Annotated in this window: 13 protein-coding genes; 7 read left to right on the plus strand and 6 right to left on the minus strand. The window is 75.8% G+C overall.

From position 1 onward, the window contains the following. Nucleotides 1-16: 16 nt before the first annotated feature. Nucleotides 17-430 carry a hypothetical protein gene (locus QMQ26_RS05110; RefSeq protein WP_159072999.1) on the minus strand — a complete coding sequence of 138 codons (414 nt, stop codon included), beginning with the start codon at nucleotides 428-430 and terminating at the stop codon, nucleotides 17-19. Then, on the minus strand, nucleotides 427-879 hold the full coding sequence (locus tag QMQ26_RS05115) for a hypothetical protein (protein WP_282204903.1): 453 nt from the start codon (nucleotides 877-879) through the stop codon (nucleotides 427-429). Before QMQ26_RS05115 ends, QMQ26_RS05110 begins: the two co-directional genes overlap by 4 nt. 412 nt (nucleotides 880-1,291) lie before the next feature. Here QMQ26_RS05115 and QMQ26_RS05120 point away from each other — a divergent pair, with 412 nt between their 5' ends. The 3 genes from QMQ26_RS05120 (at nucleotide 1,292) to QMQ26_RS05130 (ending at nucleotide 4,378) form a co-directional block, all read left to right on the plus strand. Continuing rightward, nucleotides 1,292-1,702, plus strand: a complete 411-nt coding sequence (locus QMQ26_RS05120; RefSeq protein ID WP_282204904.1) for a spore-associated protein — start codon at nucleotides 1,292-1,294, stop codon at nucleotides 1,700-1,702. Between the two features lie 881 nt (nucleotides 1,703-2,583). Beyond that, a complete protein-coding gene (locus QMQ26_RS05125; protein ID WP_282204905.1) occupies nucleotides 2,584-3,615 on the plus strand; it encodes a LacI family DNA-binding transcriptional regulator in 1,032 nt (343 codons plus the stop codon). A gap of 169 nt (nucleotides 3,616-3,784) precedes the next feature. Then, nucleotides 3,785-4,378: a polysaccharide deacetylase family protein gene (locus QMQ26_RS05130; protein ID WP_282204906.1), complete on the plus strand. Its 594-nt coding sequence runs from the start codon at nucleotides 3,785-3,787 to the stop codon at nucleotides 4,376-4,378. Nucleotides 4,379-4,522: 144 nt separating this feature from the next. Here QMQ26_RS05130 and QMQ26_RS05135 read toward each other — a convergent pair whose 3' ends face one another. Together QMQ26_RS05135 and xylB are read right to left on the minus strand one after the other, a co-directional pair. Then, the gene (locus QMQ26_RS05135) at nucleotides 4,523-5,893 is read right to left on the minus strand and encodes an ROK family protein (RefSeq protein WP_282204907.1); all 1,371 of its coding nucleotides are present in this window, start codon (nucleotides 5,891-5,893) and stop codon (nucleotides 4,523-4,525) included. A 210-nt stretch (nucleotides 5,894-6,103) separates the two neighbouring features. Then, nucleotides 6,104-7,531: a xylulokinase gene (gene xylB, locus QMQ26_RS05140; protein WP_282204908.1), complete on the minus strand. Its 1,428-nt coding sequence runs from the start codon at nucleotides 7,529-7,531 to the stop codon at nucleotides 6,104-6,106. A 318-nt stretch (nucleotides 7,532-7,849) separates the two neighbouring features. On the opposite strand from xylB, the gene xylA reads away from it, so the two are divergent. After that, complete coding sequence (gene xylA / locus QMQ26_RS05145; RefSeq protein ID WP_282204909.1) at nucleotides 7,850-9,016, plus strand: xylose isomerase; 1,167 nt, start codon at nucleotides 7,850-7,852, stop codon at nucleotides 9,014-9,016. A gap of 229 nt (nucleotides 9,017-9,245) precedes the next feature. Here xylA and QMQ26_RS05150 read toward each other — a convergent pair whose 3' ends face one another. Then, nucleotides 9,246-10,394 (minus strand): FAD-dependent oxidoreductase, encoded by a 1,149-nt coding sequence (locus tag QMQ26_RS05150; protein ID WP_282204910.1) that lies wholly within the window; start codon nucleotides 10,392-10,394, stop codon nucleotides 9,246-9,248. A 139-nt stretch (nucleotides 10,395-10,533) separates the two neighbouring features. On the opposite strand from QMQ26_RS05150, the gene QMQ26_RS05155 reads away from it, so the two are divergent. After that, nucleotides 10,534-11,193, plus strand: coding sequence for a TetR/AcrR family transcriptional regulator (locus tag QMQ26_RS05155; RefSeq protein WP_282204911.1), 660 nt, complete (start codon nucleotides 10,534-10,536; stop codon nucleotides 11,191-11,193). A gap of 26 nt (nucleotides 11,194-11,219) precedes the next feature. On the opposite strand, the gene QMQ26_RS05160 is transcribed toward QMQ26_RS05155, so the two are convergent. Then, nucleotides 11,220-12,416 carry an aminotransferase class V-fold PLP-dependent enzyme gene (locus tag QMQ26_RS05160; protein ID WP_282204912.1) on the minus strand — a complete coding sequence of 399 codons (1,197 nt, stop codon included), beginning with the start codon at nucleotides 12,414-12,416 and terminating at the stop codon, nucleotides 11,220-11,222. 435 nt (nucleotides 12,417-12,851) lie between these two features. Here QMQ26_RS05160 and QMQ26_RS05165 point away from each other — a divergent pair, with 435 nt between their 5' ends. Together QMQ26_RS05165 and QMQ26_RS05170 are read left to right on the plus strand one after the other, a co-directional pair. Beyond that, nucleotides 12,852-13,334: a protein-tyrosine phosphatase family protein gene (locus tag QMQ26_RS05165; protein WP_282204913.1), complete on the plus strand. Its 483-nt coding sequence runs from the start codon at nucleotides 12,852-12,854 to the stop codon at nucleotides 13,332-13,334. Nucleotides 13,335-13,625: 291 nt separating this feature from the next. Beyond that, on the plus strand, nucleotides 13,626-15,884 hold the full coding sequence (locus QMQ26_RS05170) for an MMPL family transporter (protein ID WP_404814070.1): 2,259 nt from the start codon (nucleotides 13,626-13,628) through the stop codon (nucleotides 15,882-15,884). Nucleotides 15,885-16,132 lie beyond the last annotated feature (248 nt).

Consider the following 16,132-nt stretch of genomic DNA (forward strand, 5'->3'; position numbering starts at 1 on the left):
GGGAGCCCCGGTACGCCTACCAGCCGGGCGACAGGGCCGAGCCGCCACCCAGGCGGCGCAACCGCTGGACGTGGTCGGCGCCCTGGAGGAAGGCGGTCACGCTCTGCCGGCACTGGTCGCGGCGCAGGTAGCCCCGGGCGCTGCGGGCGATCGCCTCGCCGCCGCCCGCGCCGACCCGGGTGGTACGGGCGGGCAGGTGCGCCGTCCAGACCCAGAGCCGGTCCTCGCGCTGGCCCAGGACGAACCGCAGGGCCGCCCGTTCGGCCAGCAACTCCCCTATTCCGGCGGCCAGTTCGCGGTCGTTGCGGTAGGCGCGGACGGCCGAGGCGAGCCGCCTGCCGTTCGCGGCCACCAGCGACCAGCCGACCCGGCCGTCCGCCCCGCGCACCGGCACCAGCCGGGGGCCGCGGCCGGTCTCCACCGTACTCACGAACCGTCCCCGGCCCGGGGTCCGGGCCCGCCGCCGGGCCCGCCGCCGGGTCCGACGCCGGGTCCGACGGGGGCGGGGGCCTCCGCCGCCGCTTCCGCCTCCGCCGCTGCCGCCTCCCCCGTCTCCGACATCCGGGCCACCAGCGCCATGAACCGCCGGAACGCGTTCTGGCAGGTCGCGTAACGCTCGTACGCCCGGCTCGACTTGACCAACGGATTACCGCGCGGCCCGGGCACCACCCAGGTCCAGCCCAGCCCGTCGCGGACATGGGTGATCCGCGCCACCAGCGCCGGCCCCAGGGCGACCAGCTCCGCGAACGCCCGCTCGGCGTCGACGGACGACTCGTGGACGGAGGAGGACACCGCCACCACCCGGCCGTTCATCGCCTTGAGCTGCCACTGGAACCGCCCGTTCGGCGCCCGCTCCGTGAACAGGCCCTCCCCGCGCACCGCCGCTACCCCCGGATTGTCTGCCGGACCACGGCCGTTCCCCGGCCGCGCCACCGAACACCCTGCCGCCCCGCGTGGACCACGGACCGGACGCACATCGTCACGCCGCGAACGCTATGTGTGCACAGAGGAGGTCCGGAAGTGGAATCCCTCCCACGCCGACGCTGTTCGCCCCGAAGTTCTCCCTCGTTAATGCGGGACGCTCCGGACCGGACCCCTTGCGCGCCGCGCCCCGCCGCCGTCCGGCCCTTCCCGTTCACGCGCCGGGCCCCGACGGACCAGCCGTACGCGGACGCTACCGCGGCGATACGCCGGTCCAGCAGCATGACCGCGGGGGCCGGGAGCGATCACCCCGCCGGTACGACGTCGGCCGCCCGCCGGATCACAGCAGCGGACAAGGACAGGTGGAATCATGAAGAAGCTCCTCAAGCGGGCCGCCCTCACGACGGCGGTCACCGCGCTCGCGGCCACCGGAGTCGCCGTCACCCCCTCGGTGGCCCAGGCGGCCACCTACAACGGCGTGTGCGGTTCCGGCTACGGCGTCATCGACACCCTGCCGCTGCTCGACGGGACGGTCTTCCTCACGTACAACAGCTCCAACGGCTACAACTGTGTCGTGACGGTCCGTAACCACCCCAGCTCCTACCTGCTGGAGATGGAGGCGTCGATCAAGAAGAGCGGCACCACCCAGTGGAAGCAGGACCTGGACTTCTACACCACCTACGCCGGTCCCGTGTACCTGTACGCGCCGGGGACGTGCATCGACTGGCAGGGTGGCATCAACGGCGAGATCAACAACCAGCTCCACTCCCACTGCAGCTGACCCACCGCAGCTGACTCCGCTCGCCGCGCACCGCGTCCCGTCCTCCGAGTGGGCGGCGCCCGGCGTTCGCCGCCGTGAGGTCCACCGCCTGCTGCTCCGCAGGCGGGGACGGAACCGAGGGGCCGTCACCTGACCGGGTGACGGCCCCGGCGCGTTCCGGGAACCGGACGTCCAACCGCCGGGCAGCCGCAGGCACCCGGCACTGCTTCCGCCCCGGCCCTGCCGCGCCCCCCGGGGCAGGGCCGTCCGGGCCGGACCGCCTCGCACTCCGCCTACGCCGAGCTGTTCGGCCCCGCCCGTTCGACCTGGCCACCTTCCCCGACGACGAGGGCCACGACGCACTCGTCCTCGTACTCGTCCTCGTGCACTCGATGTCCCCGACTCGCTCCGGCCGGCACCAGCCGGGCCATCGAGCGGACCGTCGCCCGGCTCGGCGGACTCCGCCGGTTCCACCGCCACCGCGTACGCACGAGCACCCACTTCGCGGCCTCCGTCACCACCGCATCGCCGCCGCCCTCGGCTGCCGCCGCGGACCGCCGACTGACATGACTTCGTGCCCGGTTGCGGCCGTCACCGACTGCCTGCCGCCCGGGGGCCTCCGGGCCGCACGGCGTCCTTCGCGGGCTCGTTCCCGGCCGGGCTGCGGCATCGGGTGCTGGACGACTGGACGGCGTACGGCTTCTCGGCGCACCGGGTGCGCGCCCGGTGGGCCACCAGCGGCCACCAGCAGTCACCAGCGGCCACCGGAAGGTTTCGTTCGGATGCCGAATGTTGCGGTGGTGCTACGCCGCGCAACCGCCCGGGCCGGGGCCCCCGCCGGGGACGGTCCCCCGTTCGCGCGCCGTCCCGCTGCGGCTCCCGGGGGCGCTACTATCCGTGCCATGAGCGCTGCAGAACTCGAACCCGACCCCGCACCGACGCTGTCGGAGATCGCCCGGGCGGCCGGCGTCTCGGCGCCGACAGTTTCGAAAGTGCTGAACGGCCGGGCCGACGTCGCGCCCGCCACCCGGGCCAAGGTCGAGGAGATCCTGCGCCGCACCGGCTACCAGCGCCGCCGCACCGCCGCGCCGCCGTCCCGGCTGCTCGACCTGGTCTTCCACCAGCTCGACAGCGCCTGGGCGATGGAGGTGATCCGGGGAGTGGAGAACGTCGCCCGGGACGAGGGGCTGAGCGTGGTGCTCTCCGAGTCCGCGGGACGGCTCACCCCGGGGCAGACCTGGGTGGACGGCGTGCTGGCCCGCCGACCGGCCGGGGTGGTGCTGGTGCTGTCCGAGCTGGACGCCGCCCAGCGCGACCAACTCACCAGCCGCGACATCCCGTTCGTGGTGCTGGACCCGGCCGGCGACCCGGCCGAGGGAGTGCCCGCCGTCGGCACCGGCAACTGGCAGGGCGGCCTCGCCGCCACCCGCCACCTGCTCGACCTGGGCCACCGCCGGATCGCGATGATCTCCGGACCGTCCGGCATGATGTGCAGCCGCGCCCGGATCGACGGCTACCGCACCGCACTGGGGACCGCCCGGCTGCCGGTGGACCCGGAGCTGATCCACGAGGGCGACTTCCACCACGAGGCCGGGTACGCCGCGGCCCGCGCCCTGCTCACCCGGCCCGACCGGCCCACCGCGATCTTCGCGGGCAACGACCTGCAGGCCCTCGGCGTGTACGAGGCCGCCCGTGAACTGGGCCTGCGGGTGCCGGAGGACCTCTCGGTGGTCGGCTTCGACGACCTGCCGCTGGCCCGCTGGGTCGGGCCGCCGCTCACCACGGTGCGTCAGCCGCTGGTGGAGATGGCCGAGACCGCGGCCCGGCTGGCCGTCGGCCTGGGGCGCGGCGAGCACCCCTCCGCCACCCGGGTCGACCTCGCCACCAGCCTGGTCGTCCGCGCCAGCACCGCCCCGCCGCCCGCCGACGCCTGAGCGGCGCCCCGCCCACCCTCGCTCACCCGCACTCGCCCGCGCGCGGTCCGGACCCTCCGGGCCGCGCGCGGGTGGTTGACGCCCTCGCCGGGCTCCCCTACCGTCGTCCGGGTCGCGCCGTAACATTCGGCCGGAGTTCGAAATTTTCGATCCGTCAGGAGGGGGCACCATGGTCGAGCCCGCGCCCGACGCCGCAGGCCCGCCGCCGTCGGCCGGCACCCTCACGCTGACCTTCGACGACGGCCCGCACCCGGACTCCACGCCCGAGCTGCTCGCCGCGCTCACCGCCGCCGGGCACCACGCCACCTTCTTCCTGTGCGGCGCGCAGGCCGAACGCCACCCCGAACTGGTCCGCGCCCTGGACCGGGCCGGCATGGCGATCGGCAACCACAGCTGGTCGCACCCCTCCCTGCCGGGCCTGCCGCGTTCCGCCGCCCGGGACGAGATCGAGCGCACCAACCGGCTCCTGACCGCGCTCACCGGCCGCCCGCCGACGCTGTTCCGACCGCCGTACGGGGACACCGACCCGGCGATCCGCTCGCTCGCCGCCGCAGCGGGCCTGACCGAGACGCTCTGGGAGGTCGACACCCGCGACTGGGACGGCCCGCCGCCCGCCGAGATCGCCGCCGCGGTGGCCGCGGCCCGCCCCGGCGACACCGTACTGCTGCACGACCACGGCAACCGCAACACCGTCACCGCGCTGCCCGGCGTCCTGGCCGCCCTCACCGCCCGCGGCCTGCGCTCGACCCCGCTGCCCCGCTGACCCTCCCGCCGCCTTCCGGCCCCTCCCCCGCACTCCGGTGGCCGGGCGCACCCGCCCAGCACCACGCGCCCGGCCACCGGTGAACCCGCCGCACCGCACCACGCGGCCGGAGGGCCCCGGCCTGAGCGGTGGAGGCGCGTCCGGTCAGGCGGTCTCGGCCAGCCAGAGGCCCGCCGGGTCGGAGTGCAGGCTGCGGACGGTGACCAGGGCCGCGCCGAGGACGGGGCCGCGGCGGCCCAACGGCGAGGCGCGCAGGGCCTCTTCGGGCCAGGGGCGGACCCGGATCAGCGCGGCCAACTCGGTCCGCATCGCGGGCAGCAGCCAGTGCGCCAGGTCGGCGTAGCCGCCGCCGAGGACCAGCGAGTCGGGGTCGACCAGGTTGACCGCGGCGGCCAGCGCGGTGCCCAGCGCGGTGCCGGCGTGCCGGAGCGCGCGCCGGGTCGCCGGGTCGCCCTGCTCCGCACGGCGGGCCAACTCGGCGATGGGGTCACCGTTCTGACGTCCCGTCAGGCTCGTCGCACCGGGCGGCCCGCTGGAACCGTCCGGCCGGTCCTGCCGGTCCGACCGCTCCAGCCGGTCCGGCTCGTCGAACCTGTCGGGCCCGTCCAGTGCGTCCAGTTCGTCCAGTTCGTCGGTGAACCCGGCGGAGCGGAGCACCGCGGCCAGGCCCGCGTACGGTTCGAGGCAGCCGCGGGCGCCGCAGGAGCAGGGGCGGCCGTCGGGGCGGACGGTGAGGTGGCCGAGTTCGCCCGCGAAGCCCTGGACGCCGCGGAACAGGCGCCCGTCCAGGACGAGCGCGCCGCCGATGCCCTCGCCGGCCGAGACGTGCACGAAGGTGCCGCTGCCGGTGCCCTGCCAGAGTTCGGCCAGCGCGCCGAGGTTGGCCTCGTTCTCGACGGCGGGGGCGCTGCCGGGGCCGGGCCACAGCTCGGTGACGTCGACCTGGTGCCAGCCCAGGTTGGGGGCGTGCTCGACCTGGTTGGCGGGGCTGCCCAGCGGGACGCTGCCGGGGACGGCGAGCACCCGGCCGACCACCCGCAGGCCGAGCGCGGTGGCCTCGCGTTCGGCCCGGTCGGCGAGTTCGGCGAGGTCGGCGAGGGTCTGCTCGGCGGAGCGGCCCGCGTTCGCGGCGGGGCGGTGCAGTTCGACCCGGACCTCGCCGCGCAGGTCGAGGACGCAGGCGCTGAGGTGCTCGACGCCGATCTCCAGGCCCAGCCCGGCCGGTCCGTTCCCGTTCGGCACCAGGGCCCGGCCGGGGCGGCCGACCCGGCCGCTGCGCTCCAGTTCGCCCTCCAGCAGCAGGCCGCCGCCGATCAGTTCGTCGACCAGGCTGGAGACGGCGGTCCGGGTCAGCCCGGTGCGGCCGGCCACGTCGGCGCGGGAGAGCGGGTGGGCGGCGGCGACGGTGCGCATCACCAGGGCGAGGTTCTGCCGCCGCATGTCCTGCTGGGAGGCGGGGCCGCGCCTGGTCGCGGGGTCGCCGTCAGGCGGCTGCTGCTGCCCGTCCTCTGTCACGTCCGCCCTGTCCCTCCGCGCCGCTGTCCGCCGCACCGTCTGTCCGCCGCCTGCTGTTCACTGCTCGTCCGGTGGACCCGTCCGGTGGGCCCGGCCGGGCCGTGGTCGCCGCCGCCCGGTGGACCCGTCCCCGCCGGCCGCCCCGTCCCGTCCGGTCGGGGTGGCCGCCCGGTGGGGTGCGGCCACCCCGACCGGACGGTCCGGTTCCGGTCACCGCGGGCCGTCCCCCTGGAGGGCGGCCGTCTGCGAAATGGTAGTCCCGATCCGTTCGAGTGCCGCGTCGTCCCGGGCCAGGGCGGGCAGCACCGGGCCGTCGGCGGTGCCCCAGCGGCGGGCGACGGCGTCGGCGCGCTCGCCGGTGAGCAGCGCGGCGGCCTGGGCGGCGGCGCCGAGGGCCACCAGTTCGCGGGCGGCGGGCAGTTGGACGGGGCGGCCGGAGAGCCGGCGGACGGTGTCCTGCCAGGCCCGGCCCCGGGCGCCGCCGCCGATCAGCAGGATCGGCCGTTCGGGGTCGGCGGCGCCGGGGCCGTCGACGGCGAGGACGTCGTCGAGGGCGGCGAGCAGCGAGTACGCGGCGCCGTCGTAGGCGGCCTGGAGGAGTTGCCCGGCGGTGGTGTCGTGGCGCAGGCCGTGCAGCAGGCCGCTGGCGTGCGGGAGGGCGGGGGTGCGTTCGCCGTCGAGGTAGGGCAGCAGGACGGCGCTGCCGCCGGGTTCGACGTCCTGGCGGTCGCGGCCGAGCAGGGCGGCGATCCGGTCGACGGCGAGGGTGCAGTTGAGGGTGCAGGCGAGCGGGAGCCAGCCGTCGAGGGCGTCGGCGAAGCCCGCGACGGTGCCGGTGGGGTCGGCGGGGCGGTGGCGGGCGACGGTGTAGACGGTGCCGGAGGTGCCGAGGCTGAGCACGGGGGTGCCGGCGGTGAGGCCGAGGCCGAGGGCGGCGGCCATGTTGTCGCCGGTGCCGGCGGCGACGAGGGTGCCGGGGCGCAGCGGTCCGCCGGGGCGGGCGTGGCCGGCGGGCGTTCCGGCGGGGATGACGGCGGGGAGCAGGGCGGGGTCGAGGCCGAGGTGGTCGAGGACGGCGGGGTGGTAGCCGTCGGGGGTCCACCAGCCGGTGCCGGAGGCGTCGCCGCGGTCGGTGGTGGCGGTGCCGGTGAGCCGTTCGGTGAGGTAGTCGTGCGGGAGGCGGACGGCGGCGGTGCGCGCGGCGTGCTCGGGTTCGGTGGCGCGCAGCCAGGCCCATTTGGCGGCGGTGAAGGAGGCGCCGGGGACGCTGCCGAGTTCGGCGGCCCACCGGTCCGGGCCGAACTTCCGCACCAGTTCGGCGGCCTGGGGTGCGGAGCGGACGTCGTTCCAGAGCAGGGCGGGGCGGACGGGGGCTCCGGCGGCGTCCAGGGTGACCAGTCCGTGCTGCTGGCCGCCGACGGCCAGGGCGTGGGCGCGGTCGGCCCAGCCGGTGGCGGCGACGGCGGCGGTGAGGGCGTCCCACCACTGGGCGGGGTCGCTCTCCTGGCCGTGGCGGGAGTCGACCCGGTGGGGGGCGCGGCCCTCGCCGAGGACGCGGCCGGTCTCGGCGTCGACGGCCAGTGCCTTGGTGGACTGGGTCGAGCTGTCGACGCCGATCACCACCTGCGGGTGTGCCATGGGGGCGTGCTCCTGTCTGCGGTCGTCCGGTGCCGGTGTGCGGCCGTCCGGGGCGGGGTTCCCTCGGGTCCGGGTTCCCTCGGGTCCGGGTTCCCTCGGGTCCGGGTTCCGTCGGGTCCGGGTTCCGTCGGGCGGGGGTTCCGTCGGGTGTTACGCGCGGGGGCTTCCCTCCCGGGCTCGGCCATATTAATTTGTCTTTCGGCCTGACGAATAGACCCCGATCCGGGTTACCGTCGGTTCCGGCCCCGATTCGCGTCGGGCCGCCGGTCGATCCCTCGGTCGATCCACCCGGTCGATCACCAGCGTTTGGAGTACGAGATGAGCCAGCTCACCCCCACCCCCGCCGACAAGTTCACCTTCGGCCTGTGGACGGTCGGCTGGCAGGGCCGCGACCCGTTCGGCGACGCCACCCGTCCGGCCCTGGACCCGGTCGAGACGGTGGAGAGGCTCGCCGGGCTGGGCGCGTACGGCGTGACCTTCCACGACGACGACCTGGTCCCGTTCGGCTCCTCGGACGCGGAGCGGGAGGCGGTCGTCAAGCGCTTCCGCGCCGCCCTGGAGTCCACCGGCCTGCGGGTGCCGATGGCCACCACCAACCTGTTCACCCACCCGGTCTTCAAGGACGGCGCGTTCACCGCCAACGACCGCGACGTGCGCCGCTACGCCCTGCGCAAGACCATCCGCAACATCGACCTGGCGGTCGAGCTGGGCGCGAGCGTGTACGTCGCCTGGGGCGGCCGGGAGGGTGCCGAGCACGGCGCGTCCAAGGACGTCCGGGTCGCCCTCGACCGGATGAAGGAGGCCTTCGACCTGCTCGGCGACTACGTCACGGAGCAGGGCTACGACCTGCGCTTCGCGATCGAGCCCAAGCCGAACGAGCCGCGCGGCGACATCCTGCTGCCGACCATCGGCCACGCCCTCGCCTTCATCGAGCGCCTGGAGCGCCCCGAGCTGGTCGGCGTCAACCCCGAGGTCGGCCACGAGCAGATGGCGGGCCTGAACTTCCCGCACGGCATCGCGCAGGCGCTGTGGGCGGGCAAGCTGTTCCACATCGACCTGAACGGCCAGTCCGGCATCAAGTACGACCAGGACTTCCGGTTCGGCGCGGGCGACCTGCGGCAGGCGTTCTGGCTGGTCGACCTGCTGGAGTCCTCCGACTACCAGGGCCCGCGGCACTTCGACTTCAAGCCGCCGCGCACCGAGGACATTGACGGCGTGTGGGCCTCCGCGGCCGGCAACATGCGCAACTACCTGCTGCTCAAGGAGCGCGCGCTGGCCTTCCGCGCCGACCCGCAGGTGCAGGAGGCGCTGCGCGCCGCCCGCCTCGACCAGCTCGCCCTGCCGACCGCCGCCGACGGCCTGTCCGCGCTGCTCGCCGACCGCTCCGCGTTCGAGGACTTCGACGTCACCGCCGCCGCCGAGCGCGGCATGGCCTTCGAGCACCTCGACCAGCTGGCCATCGAGCACCTGCTCGGCGCCCGCTGAGCCGGGGCGGCGGCCGGGGCGGCAGCCGGGGCGGCCGGAACGGCCGGTAGCCCGAACGGCTCCGGTCGGCCCTCCGTCACTGGGGGCCGACCGGAGCCGTTCCTGCTCAACTCCCTTACTTGACAACCCTACTGACGGAGCATCACCCGGCTGCACCGACGCCCCCCGACCGGACGGGGACGGGCTCCCGCGAGGCCGGCCCGCGCGGGAGCCCGCCCCCGGCGTTCGTTCAGCGCGGGAGCGCCCCCGGCCGGTAGTCGTGCAGCCAGCCCGTCGACCGGGCGTAGCCGCGGGCGAACACCAGCGGCATCACCGCGTCCCGCACCCGGGCGGCGAACGGGCCCGCGGTCTTGGCGTCCCGGTTGGCCGCCGCCGTGCGGGCGAGCTTCCCGGCGCGGGCCGTCCGTTCCCGGTCGAACGCGGCCAGGGCGGTGGCCCGGTCGGGCCCGGCGTGCAGCGACCGGGCCAGCGCCACCGCGTCCTCCAGCGCCATGGACGCGCCCTGCCCGGCGCCCACCGGGTGCGCCGCGTCGCCGACCAGCACGTGCCGCCCGTCCTGGCGGCGCGGCACCGGCGGCAGAACGTGGAACAGTGTCGCCGCCTCGACCCGGGCCGCGCCGAGAATCCGCCGGGGCACCTCCTCGGTCGCGAAGACCTCGGCCACCTCCGCCGCCCCGAGCGCGGGCCCGCCCGGCGGCACGGGGCCGACGAGCTGCGCGGACCACCACACGGTGCCGTCCGGCGCGGGCAGGTGCAGGAACGTGCCGCGACGCCCGAAGGTCAGGTTGAACGTCCGGCCCGGGCCCGCCTCCGGCACCCCCTCCGCGACGCCCGCGACCCCGTACAACCCGGCGTACGAGGGCTCCGGCCCGCCCGGGTCGAGCACCTGCCGGACGGTCGAGCGCAGCCCGTCCGCCCCGACCACCAGGTCCGCACCGGCCACCGCCGCCGCCACCGGACCGCCCGCCGGACTCCCCTCCGTCCCGTCGCCCGGCCCGGGCAGCCGTTCGCCGAGCACGATCCGCGCGCCCGCCCGGACCGCCGCCGCCCGCAGCGCCGCGACCAGGTCGGCCCGCATCAGCGTGACCGCGCGCAGCGGGTCGTCCGCCGCCCGGCCGCGCGGCACGTCGCCCAGCAGCCTGCCGCGCCCCGACCACATCAGCTGCCGGTCGACCTCGAAGCCCGCCGCCCGCACCTCGTCCAGGCAGCCAAGCGACTCCAGCGCCCGCAGCCCGTTGACGGCCAGGCCCAGGAACGCGCCGACCCGGCCGGCCGGGTCCGGGTACGCCTCGTACACCGTCACCTCGGCGCCGATCCTGCGCAGCGCGATCGCGCTCGCCGCGCCGGCCACCCCCGCGCCGATGACTACCGCCTTCATGGGCCCACCCCTCGCTGAATCATCATTCAATGAATAGTCATTCATCGAACTGGACGTCAGTATGCTGTCGGCACTGACGGCGGGTCAAGGCTGCGGGTCAAGGCTGCGGGTCAAAGCGGGTCAAGGGAGGTTGGACGCGATGGGCGTGCGCAAGGAGCAGGCGGCGGGGACCAGGGCGGCGCTACTGGAGGCCGCCCGGCAGCAGTTCGTCGAACGCGGCTACCTCAACACGAAGATCACCGACATCACCGCGGCCGCCGGCCGGGCCACCGGCTCGTTCTACGCGCACTTCGCCGACAAGGACGAGTTGCTGCACGCCCTGCTCGACGACGTCCGCACCCAGGCCCGCGGGCAGGTCGTCGTCCAGGTCCACCCGCGCGAGCACGACCTCGGCGACCGGGACCAACTGCGCGCCCACCTCGGCGCGTCCTGGCAGGCCATGCGCGACCACCTCCCGGTCACCATCGCCCTGTTCGAGTCGATCGTCGCCGCGGGCCCGCGCTCCGGCCGGGCCTGGCAGCGCCTCACCACGGACACCGACGTCCTCCGCGACCACCTCGAATACCTCCGCGAGCAGGGCCGCCCCCTCCCCGGCGACCCCGCCCTGCTCGCCCCCGCGATGGGCGCGATGCTCGGCCTGCTCTCCTACGCCCTGCTCACCGCCGACCACCCCGCCCACGACGACACCGAAGTCGTCGACACCCTCACCGACCTCCTCCTCCACGGCCTGGCCGGCCGCCCCGCACCACCGGAGCAGCCGGACCAGCCGGGCCGACCGGCATCCGGAACGGCGAGCTGACACCCGCGCCCCTCAGCACTTCCCCCTCAGCACCTCCCGGACGACCCGACCGGCGCGGGCACCGCATCGACCAGCCGGTCGAGTTCGGCCTCCGTGTTGTAGTAGTGCGGCGAGGCGCGGACGAGCGACGCGAGGCCCCGGGGCCCGAGGTCCCAGCGCGCGTACTCGGCGAGGGAGACCGAGACGTTGATCCCGCTGTCGCGCAGCGCGCGGGCGACGTCCTCGCTGTCGCGGCCCTCGACGGTGAAGGTCACCAGAGCGCACTGCCGCGCGCCCCGGTCGTGCACCCGTACCCCGGGCAGTGTCCGCAGGCGGGCGCGCAGGGCCGCGCCCAGCCGGGTGACCCGGTCCCCGATCGCGTCCGGGCCGAGGGCGAGGGCGTACTCGGCGGCGACGCCGAGGCCGATCCGGGCCGCGCAGTTGCCCTCCCAGCTCTCGAACCGCCGGGCGTCGGCGCGGACTTCGTAGGCGTCCGCCGAGGTCCAGGTCGCCGCGTGCAGGTCCAGGAACGGCGGTTGCAGCTGTTCGCGGATTCGCGGCGAGCAGTACAGGAAGCCGGTGCCGCGCGGGCCGCGCAGGAACTTGCGGCCGGGCGCGGTGAGCAGGTCGCAGCCGATCTCGCTGACGTCCAGCGGGAGTTGGCCGACGGACTGGCAGGCGTCCAGCAGGTAGACGACGCCGGCCTCCCGGGCCACCCGCCCGATCTCGGCGGCCGGGTTGACCAGTCCGCCCTGGGTGGGCACGTGCGTGACCGCGATCAGCCGGACCCGCTCGTCGATCATCGCGCGCAGCGCGTCGACGTCGAGCTGCCCGTCGGCGTCGTCGGGCACGACCTCGACCCGCACCCCGTGGCGGCGGGCCGTCTGGAGGTACGCGATGGCGTTGCTCGCGTACTCGGCGCGGGCGGTCAGGATGCGGTCGCCCGGCGCCCAGGGCAGCGCGTGGAACGCCATGTCCCAGGCCCTGGTGGCGCTCTCCACCACCGCGACGTCCTCCCGCCCGGCCCCGACCAGCCGGGCCAGCGCGTCGTACGTCCGCTCGATCCGCCCGGCTCGCGCGTCCGCCGCCTCGTACCCCCCGATCTCCTCCTCCAGCCGCAGGTGCTCCACCACCGCGTCCACCACCACCCGCGGTTGCAACGCCGCCCCGGCGTTGTTGAGGTGCACCACCCGCCCGACCCCCGCCGTCTCCCGCCGCACCCGCTCCACGTCGATCCCCGCCACCGGCGCCCACCCCTCCCGGAACCGCGCCCGCGCGTCCTCGCCCCGGGCGGCGCGCGAAACTCTTCGGCGCCCGGGGGTAACGCGCCGCCGGTGGCGGCCGGTTCCCGTCGCGGCGGGGCATCGGGGCTGGGGTGCCGGGCGGCAGGGCGTGGGCGGGGAGGGCGGACCGGAGGGCGGACCGGAGGGCCCGGGACGTCGACGTCCTGACGGACCGTCCGGCGGGCGGTGCTACGCTCGGGGCACCGCCCGCCGCCGCACCGCGCGCCTCTTCTCGCACCTGCTCGCGCCCGGCCGGCCGGTCGTTCCCTCGGTGTCGACGCCCCGGTCCGCTGTCCTGCCGACCGCCGGGCCGACGCCGCCTCGGTCACCGCCCGCGCCAAGGCCCGTGCCGGTGGCCGCCGTTCCCTCTCCCCCGTCCCGGAGGTCCGTGCCGTCATGCGTCCCACCCTGTTCACGATCGAGCGGCCCGGCCCCGGGCTGCTGAGCACCATGGCCCGGCCGCGCGGCGGCGACTGGCTCGCGGAGGAGGTGGCGGGGCTGGCAGCGCTGGGGGTGACGGAGGTGGTCAGCGCGCTGACCGTCGCGGAGCGCGCCGAGCTCGGGCTGGACGCGGAGCCGGAGTTGGTCCGGGCCGCCGGGCTGCGCTTCACGGCGGTGCCGATCCCGGACCGCGCCGTCCCCGTTCTGGCCGAAGTCCGGCCACTGATCGACGAGTTGGTGCGACGGCTGGGCGCCGGCGGCCACCTGGCGGTGCACTGCCGGGCCGGGATCGGACGGTCCTCGTTGCTGGCGGCGGCCGTGCTGGTCCGCTGCGGCACGGAGCCGGATGACGCGTGGGCGCGGATCGCCCGGGCCCGCGGCCTGCCGGTACCGGACACCGCCGAACAGCGGGCCTGGACCGACCGACTGACCAACTGACCGGCCGACCAACAGACCGACTGACCAACTGACCGGCCGACCAACAGACCGGCCGACCAACTGACCGGCCGACCAACAGACAAGCAGACCAATTGACAGATCGACCAACCGACAAGCCGATCAATCGACCGACCGGCACTCGTACCGGCCCGCCCGACGGGTGGGGTGGCGGCGTTCGGGTGGGCCTGGCCGTGTCGCGGGGCGGCGGGTCGGGGCGGGGGCGGGGGCGCGTCTACCGTCGGGGTTCGGTCACCGTGCGCGGGTGGTGGCGTTGTGCCCCTGGGAGGGTTGATGTCTTCGTCCGGCAGTACGTCAGCGTCGGCGTCGGAGCCCGGTCCGGCAGGAGCGTCCGGGCCGCCGTCCCGGGGGCGGCTGTGGCGGCTGGGCGGGTGGTGCGCCCGGCATCCGGTGGTGGTGCTGGTGGGGTGGCTGCTGGTGCTGGTGGGGGCGCAGGTCGCGAACCACGCCGTGGGCGGCGCGTACTCGGACGACTTCTCGCTGCCGGGCACCCAGGCGCAGGACGGCGCGGACGTGCTGTCCGCGCACGAGCCGGCCGTGGGCGGGACGGGCGCGCAGGTGGTGCTGCACGACGGGCAGCCGCTGACGCAGTTCCAGGCGCAGGTCGACCAGGCGGTGACCTCCCTGCAGCACCTGCCGCACGTGCTGTCGGCGCAGAACCCGCTGCCGCCGCCGGGGCAGGCCCCGCAGCCGGGCGGGCCGCTGGCCGCGGACGGGCTGACGGGGTACGTCACGGTGCGTTTCGACGGCGTACTGGCGACCTTCGGCGACGACTACCTGGACCGGGTGGACGCGGCGGTGGCGCCGCTGCGGCAGGCGGGCGTGGAGGTCGAGTACGGCGGCCCGCTGGGCGAGTTGGCGCGGCCGGAGCCGAGCGACCTGGTGAGCGAGCTGATCGGGTTCGGGGTCGCGGTCGTGGTGCTGCTGGCCGGGTTCGGCAGCGTGGTCGCGGCGGGGCTGCCGCTGGTGAGCGCGCTGGTCGCGGTGGTGCTGGGCCTGGGGCTGCTGGGTCTGCTGGCGGCGCTGACCACCTTCGCGACGGTCGCGCCGACGCTGGCGACGATGATCGGGCTGGGCGTCGGCATCGACTACGCGCTGTTCCTGCTGACCAGGCACCGGCAGAACCTGATGGACGGCCGGGACCCGGGGGCGGCGGCCGGGCACGCGGTGGCGACCAGCGGCCGGGCGGTGCTGATCTCCGGCACCACGGTGGTGGTCGCGCTGGCGGGCCTGTCGGTGTCGGGCATCTCGTTCATGGCGAAGCTGGGCCTGGCGGCGGCCGTGACGGTGGTGACGGCGGTGTGCGGCGCGCTGACGCTGCTGCCCGCGCTGCTGGGCGTGGTCGGCCGCCGGATGGACCGCTTCACGGTGCGCCCGCCGGTGGCCGAGGGCACCGGCCCGGGCGGGGCGTCGGCGAGCGGCCTGTGGCACCGGTACGCGCGGCGGGTCGAGCGCCGGCCGTGGTGGTACCTGGCGGCGGGCCTGGTCACGGTGCTGGTGCTGGCAGTGCCGCTGCCGTCGATCCAGCTGGGGCACGTCGGGGACGGCGCCGACCCGACCTCGTTCACCGACCGGCGGGCGTTCGACCTGATGTCGGCGGCGTTCGGCCCGGGCTCCAACGGCCCGCTGACGGTGGTGGTCGACCAGAGCGCGGTCGCCGCGTCCGACCGTCCGGCGCTGGCCACCGCCGTCCAGCAGGCGCTGACCGGCGTGCCGGACACGGCGGGCACCGCGCCGCTGCAGACCAGCGCGGACGGCGACGTGCTGTTCACCACCGTCACGCCCGCACAGGCCCCGCAGAGCCGGCGGACCACTGACCTGGTCGGCCACCTCTCCGACACGGTGCTGCCGGACGCGGTCCGGGGCACGCCCGCCACCACGTACGTCACCGGCACCACCGCCGCCCAGGTCGACTTCCTGGACCTGATCGCCGCCCGGCTGCTGCCGATCATCGCGGTGGTGGTCGCGCTGGCCTTCCTGATCATCCTGCTGGTGTTCCGGGCCCCGCTGGTCGCGCTGAAGGCGGCCGTCCTCAACCTGGTGTCGATCGCCGCCTCGTACGGGGTGCTGGTCGCCGTGTTCCAGTGGGGCTGGGGCGGGCCGGCGCTCGGGGTGGCGGGCAAGGTGCCGATCGAGAGCTACGTCCCGATGATGATGTTCGCCATCGTCTTCGGCCTGAGCATGGACTACGAGGTGTTCCTGCTCTCCCGCGTCCACGAGCACTGGCGGCGGACCGGCGACAGCCGCGGCGCGGTCGCGCACGCCCTGGAGACCACCGCGCGGGTGATCGGCTGCGCGGCCCTGATCATGGTCAGCGTGTTCGCCGCGTTCGTGGTCAGTGACGACGTGGTGGTCAAGATGATGGGCCTGGGCCTGGCCGTCAGCGTGCTGATCGACGCCACCGTGGTCCGCCTGCTGATGGTCCCCGCCGCGATGACGCTGCTCGGCGAAGCCGCCTGGTGGACCCCGCGGCTGCTGGACCGACTCCTCCCGGACATCGACGCCGAGGGGAGTAACGTCTCTTCCAGGTAAAGAGATTGATGCACCATCAGCACTGCGCCGGACGCCCCTTCCGCTCCACCCGCCCCGCCCGCCCCACCGCTCCCGCCGGTCGGCCGCCGGTGCGGAAGCGGTCCGTCCGCCCCCTTGTCAGGTGCGGCGTTCCTGCCTACCTTCGTGCCCCAGGACTTCGGCCCGACCGGGCCGGGCGGTCCACGGCGCCGGGCGCAGACCCGCGGCCGCGCCGGACGCGCGACAAGACCTGGAGGCGTCACATGCCC

Source organism: Kitasatospora fiedleri (genome assembly GCF_948472415.1).
Taxonomy (GTDB): domain Bacteria; phylum Actinomycetota; class Actinomycetes; order Streptomycetales; family Streptomycetaceae; genus Kitasatospora; species Kitasatospora fiedleri.